This window comes from Nostoc sp., from assembly GCF_036917375.1.
Lineage (GTDB): Bacteria > Cyanobacteriota > Cyanobacteriia > Cyanobacteriales > Nostocaceae > Nostoc.
This window is the reverse complement of record NZ_JBALDN010000094.1, coordinates 111,722-125,879: the sequence shown is the minus strand read 5'-3', so window position 1 is coordinate 125,879 and position 14,158 is coordinate 111,722. Positions and strand designations below refer to the sequence as shown.

The 14,158-nt window shown below is 40.6% G+C and carries 10 protein-coding genes; 4 read left to right on the top strand and 6 right to left on the bottom strand.

Annotated features, from left to right (window positions below; all coding sequences use genetic code 11):
* Nucleotides 1-41 precede the first annotated feature (41 nt).
* The 3 genes from V7K45_RS25060 (at nucleotide 42) to V7K45_RS25050 (ending at nucleotide 3,351) form a co-directional block, all read left to right on the top strand.
* On the top strand, nucleotides 42-1,514 hold the full coding sequence (locus V7K45_RS25060; protein ID WP_335007652.1) for a TldD/PmbA family protein: 1,473 nt from the start codon (nucleotides 42-44) through the stop codon (nucleotides 1,512-1,514).
* A gap of 33 nt (nucleotides 1,515-1,547) precedes the next feature.
* Nucleotides 1,548-1,907 carry a four helix bundle protein gene (locus V7K45_RS25055; protein ID WP_335007651.1) on the top strand — a complete coding sequence of 120 codons (360 nt, stop codon included), beginning with the start codon at nucleotides 1,548-1,550 and terminating at the stop codon, nucleotides 1,905-1,907.
* Nucleotides 1,908-2,010: 103 nt separating this feature from the next.
* Nucleotides 2,011-3,351 (top strand): TldD/PmbA family protein, encoded by a 1,341-nt coding sequence (locus V7K45_RS25050; RefSeq protein ID WP_335007650.1) that lies wholly within the window; start codon nucleotides 2,011-2,013, stop codon nucleotides 3,349-3,351.
* A 70-nt stretch (nucleotides 3,352-3,421) separates the two neighbouring features.
* Here V7K45_RS25050 and V7K45_RS25045 read toward each other — a convergent pair whose 3' ends face one another.
* The 6 genes from V7K45_RS25045 to V7K45_RS25020 all read right to left on the bottom strand — a co-directional run bounded on the left by V7K45_RS25045 (nucleotide 3,422) and on the right by V7K45_RS25020 (nucleotide 10,601).
* On the bottom strand, nucleotides 3,422-3,862 hold the full coding sequence (locus V7K45_RS25045) for a pentapeptide repeat-containing protein (RefSeq protein ID WP_335007649.1): 441 nt from the start codon (nucleotides 3,860-3,862) through the stop codon (nucleotides 3,422-3,424).
* 182 nt (nucleotides 3,863-4,044) lie between these two features.
* Nucleotides 4,045-5,058, bottom strand: coding sequence for an aspartate carbamoyltransferase catalytic subunit (locus tag V7K45_RS25040; protein WP_335007648.1), 1,014 nt, complete (start codon nucleotides 5,056-5,058; stop codon nucleotides 4,045-4,047).
* A 180-nt stretch (nucleotides 5,059-5,238) separates the two neighbouring features.
* Complete coding sequence (gene mgtE / locus V7K45_RS25035) at nucleotides 5,239-6,591, bottom strand: magnesium transporter (RefSeq protein WP_335007647.1); 1,353 nt, start codon at nucleotides 6,589-6,591, stop codon at nucleotides 5,239-5,241.
* A 434-nt stretch (nucleotides 6,592-7,025) separates the two neighbouring features.
* Nucleotides 7,026-8,147, bottom strand: a complete 1,122-nt coding sequence (locus tag V7K45_RS25030; RefSeq protein WP_335007646.1) for a glycosyltransferase — start codon at nucleotides 8,145-8,147, stop codon at nucleotides 7,026-7,028.
* A gap of 1,363 nt (nucleotides 8,148-9,510) precedes the next feature.
* A complete protein-coding gene (locus tag V7K45_RS25025) occupies nucleotides 9,511-10,047 on the bottom strand; it encodes a WD40 repeat domain-containing protein (RefSeq protein ID WP_335007645.1) in 537 nt (178 codons plus the stop codon).
* Nucleotides 10,048-10,076: 29 nt separating this feature from the next.
* Nucleotides 10,077-10,601, bottom strand: a complete 525-nt coding sequence (locus tag V7K45_RS25020) for a WD40 repeat domain-containing protein (RefSeq protein WP_335007644.1) — start codon at nucleotides 10,599-10,601, stop codon at nucleotides 10,077-10,079.
* 335 nt (nucleotides 10,602-10,936) lie between these two features.
* On the opposite strand from V7K45_RS25020, the gene V7K45_RS25015 reads away from it, so the two are divergent.
* Nucleotides 10,937-14,143: a glycoside hydrolase family 15 protein gene (locus tag V7K45_RS25015; protein WP_335007643.1), complete on the top strand. Its 3,207-nt coding sequence runs from the start codon at nucleotides 10,937-10,939 to the stop codon at nucleotides 14,141-14,143.
* Nucleotides 14,144-14,158: the final 15 nt, after the last annotated feature.

Here is a 14,158-nt window from a genome sequence, read left to right as displayed (position 1 = left end):
CAGTCAAATCTCTGAACTACGCCAGCAGACGAGGCTACCCCATGCTTACAAGTACGCTACTTCTCTCGAATCAACTTCCCACTCTCCAATATTCCTCCACACCAGAGCGTTTCGATGAAACCTGGGAAGCCCCCCTGGCTACCCTTCTGGGACTAGGACGCGCCGCTGGTGCTGACTTCATCGAATTATTTTTAGAGCGTCGCAACTATATTAGTTCTCTTGCAGAAGATGACGCCATCACGAGTATTTCACCCAGTCTGTCTACAGGCGCGGGAGTCAGAGTCTTTCGTGGTAAAGCTGACTGCTACGTTAGCACCAATGACCTTTCGTTTTCCGGTTTGAAAGCAGCCTTAGAAAAAGGTCTTTCTATCTTGGGATTGCAACTACCCACTGCTAAGGCTTTCATCCCAGAAATCAACTTAGAATTACTCAGAGATTACGCCACCAAAAGAGGTAAAGATGCATGGCTACCAGTGTGTAGCTCCATCCGAGAAATGGGAGAAATCCTTCTAGATGGTACTGCCCACCTGAAGCAAAAAGCTAGCCACATCCAATCGCGCCGTGCTACCTATTTCCGGGATTGGCAAGAAGTTTTAATCGCTGCCAGTGACGGGACTTTTGCTCGTGATATTCGCCTCACCCAGTCAGTAGGATTTAACCTGTTGTGTGCTGATGGTGCTAATCGTACCTCAATTGGCGATCGCGCGGGTAATACTAGCGATGCCAACTTCTTGCGAACTTGGGATTCTCAACAAGCCGCCGAGAAAATAGCAGAATCGGCTGGAAAAATGCTCTACGCAGATTACGTGGAATCGGGTACTTATCCCATCATTATGGCCAATCACTTTGGCGGCGTAATCTTTCACGAAGCTTGCGGACACCTATTAGAAACCACTCAAATTGAACGCAATACCACTCCCTTTGCTGACAAAAAAGGCGAAAAAATTGCCCACGAAAGTTTGACAGCCTGGGATGAAGGGCGCTCTGAAAATGCCTTCGGGACTATTGACATGGATGACGAAGGTATGCCCGCTCAAAGAACCCTCTTAATTGAAAAAGGCGTTCTGAAAAACTTTTTAGCAGATAGAACAGGTTCCTCACGCACCGGACACCCCAGAACTGGAAGTGGACGCCGCCAAAATTATACCTATGCTGCTGCTAGCCGGATGCGTAATACTTATATTGATTCTGGCGAATATAGCAATGATGAATTATTTGCCTCTGTTGATAAAGGTATTTACTGTAAAAAGATGGGTGGTGGTAGCGTTGGTGCCACAGGTCAATTTAACTTTAGTGTTGATGAAGCTTATTTAATTGAAAATGGCAAAATCACCAAACCACTGAAAGGAGCAATTTTAATCGGTGAAGCCAAGGAAATCATGAATAAAATTTCCATGTGTTCTCAAGATTTGGAAATTGCACCAGGTTTTTGTGGCTCCGTCAGTGGCAGTATTTACACCACAGTGGGACAACCCCACATCAAGGTCGATTCTATTACCGTAGGTGGACGATAAGAATTTTAGATTTTAGATTTTGGATTTTGGATTGTGAATGAGCAGGAGTTTAAGGCTAGAACAAAGCAGCTGGCATTACCAGTCATTCGTCTAGTTGAGCAATTGCCACAAACTAGAATTTCTGATGTCATTAGCAAACAGTTATTACGTTCCGCAACTTCAGTTGGTGCTAATTATCGAGCAGCCTGTAGAGCTAAATCAAAAGCTGATTTAATTGCCAAACTCAGTATCGTGGAAGAAGAAGCTGATGAAACGCTTTACTGGTTAGAGCTTGTTATTGATTCTGGATTAATGACAGCAGAAAAACTAAAAAGCCTAATGCAAGAAGCTAACGAAATTCTAGCTATGACTGTTGCATCAATAAAAACACTACGAGAAAAATATAAGTCATAACATCCAAAATCCAAACTCTAATATCAAAAATGGAATCGTTTCCAATCCAAAATCGCTCGACTGAGCGTAGCCGAAGTCTAAAATCCAAAATCCAAAATTGACTATGCCGAATATCAATGAGATTGCAAATTCTGCCAAGGACAATGCTGATAAGCTTGGCATTAAGAAATTCGACATTTACGGCTCAACTGTAGATGACACTAGCGTGCAAGTAGACCAAGGTGAGCCAAAACAAGTTAAAGCTTCAAACCGCTCTGGTGTTACTGTTCGTGTTTGGAATGAAGATAATACAATGGGTGTCACCAGCACCACAGATGTAGACCCCAAGGGACTGGAGTTAGCTTTGAAAACTGCCTACGAAGCCAGTTTCTTTGGTGTTAAAGAAAATGTTCCTGATTTTAGTCCAGAGGCTACTGTTCCTATTCCAAGTAAACCTCTGCATAAGGCACCTCAAGCACCTGTTGCTGAACTTATAGAAAAATTGTTGGTAGCTGAAAAAGAATTACTGGCAGCTCACCCAGCAATTAAAGGTGTACCTTATAATGGTTTGTCTCAAAGAGATATTGACAGATTTTATCTCAATAGCGACGGTGCAGTAAGAACTGAATCTCACTCTTTGGCATCAGTTTATCTTTATAGTAAAACTGAGGAAGATGGCAAAAAACCGCGCAGTGCAGGCGCTTATAGAATCAACCAGAGTTTAGATAATCTAGATATTCATGGTTGCATTAAAGAAACCGCCGATAAAACTATCAGTCACTTGAATTATGAAAAAATCAAAACTGGTAAATATCGAGTTGTTTTCTCACCGGAAGCTTTCTTAAGTCTGTTGGGTGCTTTTTCTAACTTATTCAATGCCCAAAGTATTTTAGACAATCAAAGTCTATCTACGCCTGATGATTTAGGTAAGGAAATTGCTTCTCCTCTACTTTCAGTTTATGATGATGCACTGCACCCAGCTAACGTAGGTGCTGAAACTTTTGATGGGGAAGGAACTCCCACTCGTCAAATTTCGCTGATTGAAAATGGCATTTTAACAGGATTTCTTCATAGTGCTGGCACTGCTAAAAGGTTAAATGCCCAGCCCACAGGTAATGCTAGTATTGGTGCAAAAGTCAGCGTCAGTCCCAATTTTTATCACGTATTTTCAACAGCAACTCCTGAGCAAGAGTTGAGCTTAGAAACTGCTGAAAATGTGATTTTTATCGATGATTTACAAGCTCTCCATGCTGGAGTTAAATCCTTACAAGGTTCCTTTTCTTTGCCGTTTGATGGTTGGCTAGTTAATCAGGGAGTGAGGACGAGTATTGAGTCAGCAACTGTTGCTGGCGATTTCTTGGAACTTTTGAAGTCAATTATTTATGTAGAAAAAGAGCCAGAGTTAACGCCAGGGGGAGTTTGCCCGAAAATCTGGGTTAATGAACTATCGATTACTGGCGAATAAAACTTAGGAAGTGAAGAGTTAGGAGTTGAATATAACTCTTAACTCTTCACTTGGAAATCATCACTCATCATTAGTATTCACCACCAATGCTAATGGCAGTATTAAATACATCAGCACCGCTTAAATCAATATTAGCTAAAACAGCGCCATCTACGTCACTGTTATATAAACGGGAATTACTCAAATTTACGTTGGTAAGATTGGCATTATTTAACATCGTATCGCTAACGAATGCTTCTGTGAGATTAGCAGACTTTAAATTAGCACCGGTTAAATCTGCACCTTCTAAGTTAGCACCTTCTAGATTAGCTCCTTTTAAATTTGCATTTCTCAAGTCAACACCGATTAGATGAGCGCCTTTGAGGTTAGCTCCTGCTAGATTGCATCCGGAACATTCTCTAGTTTCTAACAAGCGGCGGACAGGGGCGGAATTTTCTGCTTTGACGGGAATGGGAGCAGCTAAAGATAGCGTGCTGAGTAAGGCTGCTGCCGTCAAAAAAATTCGTTTCATAATTTACCTCCGACACTTCTAGAAGTCATTAAATCCCGATCTTCTACGATACCAGTGTGCCAAGATTAGAGAATTCTGTCCTCATGCGATCGGAGGAATAATAAAGGAATAATAAATTCGATCAGATTAGATATTGTTCCGTAATGTAGTCCGATGGGAGTAAATTTCCAACTGAGATTATATTAAGCCTTGCCGCTACCTAATAGGTACAAGAGTGCCATCCGAACAGCAACACCGCTGGTAACTTGTGATTGAATGAGACTAAACTCTGGGTCATCCATCAATTCAGAACTAATTTCAACACCACGGTTGACTGGGCCTGGATGCAAAACTTTGACGTTAGGTTTACAAAGTTGCAGTTTTGTGCGTGTAATGCCAAACAGTTGATGATATTCTCGCAAACTTGGCAGCAAATGTGCTGTCATCCGTTCCTTTTGCAGACGTAAAGTCATGACAAAATCGGCATTCTGCAAAGCTGGTTCTAGCTGCCAATGTACAAATAGTTGAGGATTGGGGGAATAACTTCTGCCTTCTACTTCCTCCGAGATAAACTCGGCAAAGAATTTAGGTAAGAGGGTTGGCGGTGCTGCCAGATGCACTTCGGCACCACTAGCTATTAAACTCCAAATATTCGATCGCGCCACGCGAGAATGAAGAATATCCCCAACAATGGCAATCTTTTTCCCCTTCAAAAGTTCCAGTCGCGGATGATCTGGGTCAATGAGAGTAGTTATGGTAAATAAATCCAGGAGTGCTTGGGAAGGATGCTCATGTTGACCATCACCAGCATTGAGGACGCTAACTCGTACACCTAGACGATCCATTTCAGCCGCGATCGCATTCGGTACTCCTGCCTCTCGATGGCGGACTACCATAATATCAGTTCCCATCGCCAAATAGGTTTTCGCCGTGTCGAGAATTGTTTCTCCCTTGGTCATAGAAGAAGTGGCGGCGGCAAAGTTCAGCGTATCTGCACTTAAGCGTTTCGCTGCAAGTTCAAAACTGCTGCGGGTGCGGGTAGACGATTCAAAAAATAAATTCGCCACCACTTGTCCCTGCAAAGTTGGCACTTTCTTTGTCCGCCGTGATAGCACTTCTTGAAAACTGGCAGCAGTTTGCAAAACTGTATCGTATTCAGTAGTAGTAAAGTCAGCTAGGGAAAGAATGTGATGACGATTCCAAGTGGTAGTAGGCATAGGATTTGGGGAGGGACAAGGGGACAAGGGGGCAAGGGGACAAGGGGACAAGGGGACAAGGGGGACAAGGAGGACAAGGAGGACAAGGGGGAATTATTGAACAAGTCTCTCCCTTATCTCCCCCCTCTTCTTGGTCTACCTTGTCTCTTCTCCATGCCCAATGCCCAATGCCCAATCCCTTCATGCTGGTAAATGGAAAACGTTTAAAGCTAGAGAAATTAGGCTGAGGAATGTTAAAAACCCAATTGTATCTAGCATTGTAGTCACTAACGGGCCACTAACCAAGGCAGGGTCAAGCTTCAGTCGTTTCAAAGCCATTGGCAGTAAAGTGCCGAGTGTAACAGCCACAATTGTATTAGTTGCCATTACCATTCCGGCTATTAAAGCTACCCATCGTTCTTGAGGTCGCGCCCAAATTAAGGAAAGCAGGATCATCGTTGTGGCTAAAGCGAGAGCTGTACCTAAACCAGCTAGAAGTTCCTTGCGGAGAATTTTTAAGGTATCTTTGGGTGTTACCTCTCCCACTCCCAAGCCACGAATTGTTACCGTTAATGATTGAATACCGACAGTACCACCAGTGTTAGAAAATATCGGCATGATTACTGCTAGAACTGGCACTGCGGCAATTACAGATTGAAAAGGGGCGATCGCACTGGCTGCACCAATATACAGAGCCATGATCCCCAATAGCCAAGGTAAGCGATTGCGAATGGTGAGTAAGGGAGAGGATAAAGCTGCTTCATCACCACTTACACCCGCCAGTTTTTGGATATCTTCTGTGGCTTCCTCTTCCAAAATATCCATGACATCATCAATGGTGACAATGCCCACCAATCGGTCTTCTCGATCTACAACGGGGATAGCGATTAAGTCGTAACGCTGCATAATTCGCGCCACTTCTTCTTGAGGAGTTTCAGTTCTAACTTTGATGACGCGATCGCTAGCAATATCTTTAATGAAAACATCGGGAAAGGTAAACAGCAATTGCCGTAGAGAAACTACTCTCACCAGCGTCCGGTTGTCATCTGTAACGTAGGCGTAGTAAATCGTCTCCTTATCTTCATCCTGACGGCGGATTTTGCTCAAGGCTTCACCTACAGTCAATCCTTGGCGCAACCGGACATATTCGGTTGTCATCACCCGCCCAGCCGTGCCTTCTGGATAGCCGAGAATCGTTGCTGTTGCTTGCCTTTCTTCTGGACTGAGTTCTTGCAATAGCCGTTTGATTACCCCAGCAGGTAGTTCATCAAACAATTCTGCCCGTTCGTCGGGACTCATCGCTTCTACAAGTTGCACTACTTGGACATCATGGAGAGAATTAATTAGTTCTTCTTGCACCTCTGTGGGTAGATACTCAAATACATCAATTGCCTGAGCTTTGTTGAGTAAACGGAATGCGATCGCGCGTTGTTGTTCGGGCAATTGTGTAATGTAGTCTCCCACATCCACAGGTTGCAAGCGATTTAAATCCCATTTCAACTGGTTTAAATCGGTAGTATCAGTCAACAAATCACGAATATCTTCTGTAAGCATGATATATATCTCCTAAGTCTCCCCCGCGCTGGGAGACTTCCTCGCCACAGCTTAGAGGAGGTTGATACTGCCATCTTGTGGACTATGGTCCATAAAATTTCAACAAATCAATATCGATAGCTAAATTAAAGCATTGCTAGTCATCATCCTAACCCGGAACAGCGCTGTCCGGTAGATACTGAGGAAATTTTATCTCTTTAGTAGCTTTATATAAATTTTTAGCTTGCTACCTTGATTTTTGGGGGAATCATTCTCTAATCCGAGTAAGTTTTTCTACTTATAGAATCTGCGATCTCTGGCGATCGCGAATAAATAACCATACAGATGGCTAAAAAAGGGGAGTTGTCTCCAAACAAGGCATTAAAAAACTTCTGCTCATTAACAAATGCTTGAGGTTCAGTAATCTAAATTGAGATACTCTTACTTGAGTGTCATTAACTAATTACTAAATCATAAATAGCTTCTAGCTTGGCAGTTTGCTTGCGAATATCAAAATTTTCGCAAATAAACTCTCGTCCTTTTTTACCCATACTTTTAGCTAAAGCCCGATCGGACAAAAGAATATCTAATTTTTCCGCGAGAGATCGATCGTCTTTTTCTTCAACTAAAAAGCCAGTTTCTCCATCTAAAATAGCATCAGGGATAGCGCTATGCCAGGTAGAAGCTATTGGTAAACCAGAAGCGGCGGCTTCCAATATTGAAAGCGGTAAACCTTCGCTATCACCGTTTTTTGCTGTTTGGCTGGGTAGAGAAAATACTTCTGCATTTCTCATGGTTTTTTGAATCACTTCATAAGGTTTTGCCCCCATAAAATTCACTCTATTACTAATACCAAGCTCATCTGCTAGAGTTTTGAATTTTTCAGTCATTGTGCCGCTTCCAATTTGAATAACTGACACATCTGGATGCTTACTGGCAATCCGGGCAAAGGCTTTTAATAGGGTATCAATTCCTTTTTTTTCAGTATGTCTGCCTACACATAAAATATATCTTTCACCTTTTGATTCACTGGCTGGGGCAAATTTTTCTAAATCTATACCACTATTTAGTTTAATAATTTTATCTTCAGGATAACCATATTCAATCATTTTTTTATACAAAAAACTAGAAAAAGCGATAAATTTAGATGCTTTTTGTTTTAATTCTTCTTCATGCAAAAGAAATTGATAGAATGCTGGATTACCTGACAGCCACATAGATCGGCGTGAAACTGTGATATCAAAACCGTAAAATGTAACGAGGAATGGAATATTTAATTTCTCTGCCAATCGCATTGCGTAAATACCATCTGGCCCAAAATGTCCGTGAATTAATTTTAGATTTTTTAGTTCCGCTTCTTTTCCAAACACATTTGGCGAAGCAGAAATTATATGAAATAATTGCTTAATCTTCCATTGGTCATTATCGCTAATAGCAATATTGTCAAAAGGAATTTCTGCTAATAGTTTACAAGTCAGAAATAACGGTTTGTATGTTTGTAAATTATGAGCTTGTTCTCCGATAAAAGTTTCTGATACTCTCGGATAAGCTCGACGATACATCCCAACTGTTTTCATTGTGTTACTCCTTTTATAAGATTAATATTTCTCTTTCCAAAAAATGAACAAAATGTTTGGTAAAAAACTTTTAATTTCTTTATATATTTACGCCCTTGCTTTTATCCACTGCTATTTTGTATAAAATGGTAATTACCTGATTTATTCCGAACAGCAGTAACAATACCAATTTGTAGTTTTTTCAAGCTAAGACTAGTCTAAATCAGGGCTTCAGTTATTTATGTTAGTAAGTGAAATAATAATTTTTTCTGAAACTATTATTTAGTAAATATCTTAGGCTCTAATAAAGCAAACTAGGATATTGATTATGTCAAAAAACTGATTAATTTTTTATGACTTAGGCATTGACAGGAAAGCCAAAATAGCAACTACGCTTTTCAAGGCTTATAGGTAAATTTTTGCGATGCCTGCGGTAAATGCTGCCTACGCAACTAATAAAATATGCTTTGTAAAAGGCTGAACCGAGGTTTTGACGTGAATGCACAAAATGATTTATTTGTAAAGTGCATAAACCCTATTTTTATCAAACTTGATTGGGTTGAGGATAGCCTCCCTTTCTTGGCTGCAATTATTTGCTGAATATTTAACACAAACACATCAATCTTAAAACATATCTACATTAAAATTATATTTATTTAAATAAATATTTTTGTTAAAAAATGATTTAATTTATACCAGCATAAGCATAACCTCGGAGTAATGATTTAGTTTAGACTACCATAAGCTCATCTTTCGGAGTTAGGCACTCTTGATTTTTTGACATCATCCCAGCACTGAAATATTATGTTCGGCTAATTAATTATAATTCCCGAATCTATGCACAAAGCCCAAAAAGCCCTCACCTCGGCGGTCTTAATGATAAGTCTTCAACCGGACACGATATGATTTAGTACACCCAATCAATTCAATAGTGGATTCCCAAGACCACTCTTGAGAGTTCCTCTTTCTAAAACTCGACTTACTTGGAGGGATTTTTCCACCCACGCAGAGATCGAGATTTCTAGAGAAGATTTACGTTTCCGTATGCTCTCCAGCATAGAATCCCATCTCAATGTCCCATTCTCCATAGCCCAAGTGCAAGAAACCCACTCCTTTAAGGGGTCAAATTTTGCAAGTATTTCTAAACCCAACCATGAAAACATCTACCAAATTTTGAGTTAGTCTGGAGTATTACCACATCTATACAAGTAGTATCTGGTATCAAGCAACTTCATACGTAGTCACCTGGACGACGGAGAATCAGAAATGGGTTAGCAGATTTCACCTCATAGTCGTGGTAATGTGTTTGAGCTTTGGCGATCGCTCTTGGGTGTGTCTAGTTTTCTCTATAGTTAGAACAAACAAAAATTTTATAAATGGTTTCTTAGGCAGTAAATTGCCAAAGTTTAAGATTTCCATCATAATCTCCAGATACCAAATACTTATTACTGATAGCTAATGAACTGATCTCTGATTCGTGTTCACCTGGAAATTCTTGCAAAAGTTCTTTGCTTTCAGTAGATGAGATTCTGATATTTCCGTTTAGTGCAGCAGTTATGAGAATACTACCGTTATGATTTAAAAGAACGTTGGGATCAAATGGGCCACCATCCGATGCTGGTGCTGCTTCAATTACTTGTATTCTTTTGCCACTCACAGTATCCCATAGATAAACTTCGTTCTCTCGATCTGATGCAGTAGCTAGAACCCTTCCTCTATCATCAATTGAGGAGTAACTCCATTCTCCATAATGACTATCAGGGAAAGCTCTAATAAGCTTTGTAGAAGGCATTTCCCAGACTCGATTTTCTCCAAGTCTAAATCGTGCATATAACTGTTCTCCAGTATCATTAAATTCTAATAGCTCAAATTCCCAGAATCTTTCGCCACTAATTTCAGCAATTTGTTTAAGTGTTTTCAAATTCCATATAATTACTTTATCTGAGTAATTTATCCCCGCAGCCAAGTAATTAGCTTTAAGATTGTTCGCCAAACATCCACATTATTTGGTGTCTCTAAGGTTTGTAAAAGCTGATTAGACAAATAATTCCAGATTTTTATTCTCTTGTCTGAACCTCCACTAATTACATTACCCTGCTCTCCAATTACAACCGAACGACTATAACTCTCATGAGAGTAAGATGAGATAAGCTCACCAGATAAAAGATGCCAAACACTTACCTTTCCATCTATTGATGAACAAGCAATAACTTCTTGGGATTCATCAATAGCAATCTTTGTGATTGTTTTAACTGAATTACCTACTTTATGCGAGCGCAAAACTTTAAACAGTTTTAATGGTGATAAATATTTTTTTCTCTCATCTTCAGATAGCTTGATCCAAGGTAAAGAAGCTTTGTTATCTAGCCCATAAGAGAAAAATTCATCCTTCATAACTTTTTTTATTGGATTTAGATTGCAGGCTTTCAGTAGTAGTGCTGTAAAAGATATCGTAATAAATTCTTTCCGCTTCATAACATCCTAAACGTTCTGCGATCGCTCGCTGAAATTAGCACTCGTTTATCTAATTTAAACTATCAACAAAAATAATTCATTCATTATGCCTTAAGAAAACCGCAATTTAAGTATAAATTGTTATAAGTATTGAAAGGAGTTTGAGCAAGTATCATATTTTAGTTGGGAATCACCAAAATTAAGTACCCAGAAGTCTATTAACACGAGATAATAATAAACTCACACCACCCTTAGCTGTTGTCCCATCAACCATTACAGAACTTATTCTGGCTTGGTTTAGGTAATTCACTTGACAGTCACAGGGTCAAATTTTGCAAGTTGTTCTAAACCAAACCATGAAAACATCTACCAAATTGCTAACTCGCCTAGACTATTACTACCAGCAAATCAAAACGATTATCCTGACTCGCCAAAATCCGATTACTGGTTTACTACCTGCGAGTACAGCGATTACAGCCCACGGCGATTATACAGATGCCTGGGTACGAGACAACGTTTACAGCATTTTGGCAGTTTGGGGTTTAGGACTTGCATACCGCAAGATTGACGACGACAAAGGACGCACCTATGAATTAGAACACAGTGTCATCAAACTGATGCGCGGGTTGCTATTTGCGATGATGCGACAGGCTCATAAAGTAGAGACATTTAAACATACTCAGTCGCTATTGGATGGACTGCACGCCAAATATAATACCGCAACCGGTGACATTGTTGTTGGTGATGATGAATGGGGACATTTGCAACTTGATGCCACATCTATATTTTTGCTAATGTTGGCGCAAATGACGGCAGCAGGATTGCCAATAATTTATAGCATTGATGAAGTTAATTTCGTCCAAAATCTAGTTTACTACATTGGACGAGCTTACCGCACACCAGATTACGGCATTTGGGAACGCGGTAATAAAATTAATCGTGGTAGTGCTGAGTTAAATGCCAGTTCTGTAGGCATGGCAAAAGCTGCTTTAGAAGCTATCAATGGATTGGATTTGTTTGGTGTGCATGGTAGTCAAGCATCGGTGATTCATGTGCTACCAGATGAAATCGCCCGCGCCCGGATTACTTTAGAATCGCTATTACCGAGGGAATCTGGTTCTAAAGAAATTGATGCGGCGCTGTTAAGTATTATTAGTTATCCTGCCTTTGCAGTGGAAGATTTGGAGTTACGCGATCGCACTTTAAACGATATTATCAATAAACTCGCAGGTAAATACGGCTGCAAACGCTTTCTGCGTGATGGACACCAAACCGTTTTAGAAGATCATCACCGCTTACACTACGAACCGTGGGAACTCAAGCAATTCGAGCATATTGAATGCGAATGGCCGTTATTTTTCACTTATTTAGTTCTAGATGGATTATTTCGCGGCGAACAAGAACAAGTTAAAAAATACCAAGAGCTTTTAGAATCATTACTTATAGAACAAGATGGTTTGCGTTTATTGCCAGAACTTTATTATGTTCCGGCAGAAAACATAGAGGCAGAAAAGTTAGCACCTCAAACGCAAGCACGTTTGCCCAATGAAAATATTCCTTTGGTATGGGCACAGAGCTTATATTTTCTCGGTGAAATGTTGAGTGAAGGATTATTGGCAGTTGGTGATATCGACCCTTTGGGAAGACATTTGTGTGTGGGTAAACAGCGCGAATCGTTGGTACAAATTGCTTTATTGGCAGAAGATGAAGATTTACAGACGAAACTAGAAGTTCACGGAATTGAAGCGCAAACGCCTACTCAGGTAGAACCGATTCAGGTGAGAAAAGCTGGAGAATTTTCAACTATTTATACCCAAATTGGACGTAACGATAAACTTGGTTTAACTGGACGGCCAGTGCGAAGATTGCGGAGTTTAACAACATCTAGAATCTTTCGGATTAGTGGTGAAACAATTGTATTTTTGCCTTCATTTTCCGACTCTCAACAATTTTACTTAACTCTTGATTACCATTTTTTGCTGGATCAAATTAGAAGCGAACTAGCTTACATTCAAAAATATTGGAGCGATTTAGGGCGTCCTACTCTGACTTTAATGTTGACGCACACCATGTTAGAAAGTGGTTCTGAAGCATTACTAGAACTGATGCAAGAACTCAAAGATGGTGTTTGTAACGGCGTGCGGGTGAAATTAGGGCGGTTAAATCAGCTAATGCTAACAGCCGGAATTCAAAGAATTGATTTTCTACCAAATGCAGAATTCTCGCGATCGCCAGTAAAAAATGCTAGTCCACGTTGCTATTATCTAGCTTATCATCCTGATAAAAACTGGCGCTTAGGACATACCCAAGAATTTCAAATGGAGTGTGAAACCAACTTTGGGTTATTACTTTTTCATTTGCGCTCATCAGAGAATATCTACGAACAAATTGAGTTATTGCAAACTTTAACTCGCTTGCAGGGAATGAAATTTGATACGGGATATGGTGGCCCAGGATATCCTGTTACAGTAGGCGATTTGCTCGATGAAGTTTACACCAAAGCTGGAGATTTAGGCATTTGGGCAGTAGTGCGTCGGGCTGCGGGGTTGCGCCAAATGGTTGATATCAGCCTATCAGATGCAGTAACGAGTATTTTGGTGCGGGGTAAGCAAATTGCTGTCGGTAAAGCTTACAGCGAAGCGTCTTTGATTACCGTACCCATGTCCCACGATGAAATTGCCGATAAAATTAACCATTTTTGTCGTGAAGATATCCGCGATCGCGTCCTTACTCAAGAGATTTTAATCTATGTTGGTATCTTAATTCGCTCAGAACCCGAACTATTTCAGGGATTACTAACTGTAAGAGTCGGCTATCTCATCCTGTTAATAACCAGCGAACTAGCGCGAGAATTACACGTTACTCAAGATGAAGCTTACGATTACCTAATGCAACTTTCACCCTTTGAAGTGAAAATGCGCTTGCGTCAGGTATTAACTGGATATACTGGCATGAGTAACCTGTTGCGCCAGCAAGAATCACTCCACGTCAAACAAAAAGAAAGTGATATTGCTTGGGTAGTGTCACCAGGAATCGCCGAAGGGATAGAAGTTCCGCCAGGTGGTTGGCGACGGTTTCGTCAAGCTGAAGGTGCAACGGGACGCGTACCAAAACAATTTTTTAAGCAAGTTTGGCTATTAATGCAACATTGCAAGGGTCTAGTAATTGGCGATAAACTAGAGCGCCGCAATCGTTTAGATAGCGAGATCATGCTGTCGGAAATGACAGCCGGAGAAAGAAATTTTGCGCTGTTAGTTGAGCATTTGCTGAATAAAATTGAAGCTCCAGAATACCGCCAAGTAAATATTGAAGCATTAATCGAATTAGGAGCGATCGCTGCCAATAATCCCAAGCTGCAAATTGAAGAATATATCGTGTTGGATGTGTTAATCGGCCATGCAGTGCGATTGGCGTGGCTGGAAAATCATAGTCAACGCAGCGATCGCTATGACGAGGATAAAGCGAGTGCGTGGCGATCGTTTTACAATACTTCACCTAGAGATTGCGCTAGTTATATTTTGAAGGCATTCAGGTTCTTAACGGAATTTGTGAAAGATTTTTAAACGCAGAGGGGCGCA

Coding starts and splice junctions, on each gene's coding strand:
- V7K45_RS25060 (WP_335007652.1), top strand. CDS start 42: ATGCTTACAAGTACGCTACTTCTCTCGAATCAACTTCCCACTCTCCAA.
- V7K45_RS25050 (WP_335007650.1), top strand. CDS start 2,011: ATGCCGAATATCAATGAGATTGCAAATTCTGCCAAGGACAATGCTGAT.
- V7K45_RS25045 (WP_335007649.1), bottom strand. CDS start 3,862: ATGAAACGAATTTTTTTGACGGCAGCAGCCTTACTCAGCACGCTATCT.
- V7K45_RS25040 (WP_335007648.1), bottom strand. CDS start 5,058: ATGCCTACTACCACTTGGAATCGTCATCACATTCTTTCCCTAGCTGAC.
- mgtE (WP_335007647.1), bottom strand. CDS start 6,591: ATGCTTACAGAAGATATTCGTGATTTGTTGACTGATACTACCGATTTA.
- V7K45_RS25030 (WP_335007646.1), bottom strand. CDS start 8,147: ATGAAAACAGTTGGGATGTATCGTCGAGCTTATCCGAGAGTATCAGAA.
- V7K45_RS25020 (WP_335007644.1), bottom strand. CDS start 10,601: ATGAAGCGGAAAGAATTTATTACGATATCTTTTACAGCACTACTACTG.
- V7K45_RS25015 (WP_335007643.1), top strand. CDS start 10,937: ATGAAAACATCTACCAAATTGCTAACTCGCCTAGACTATTACTACCAG.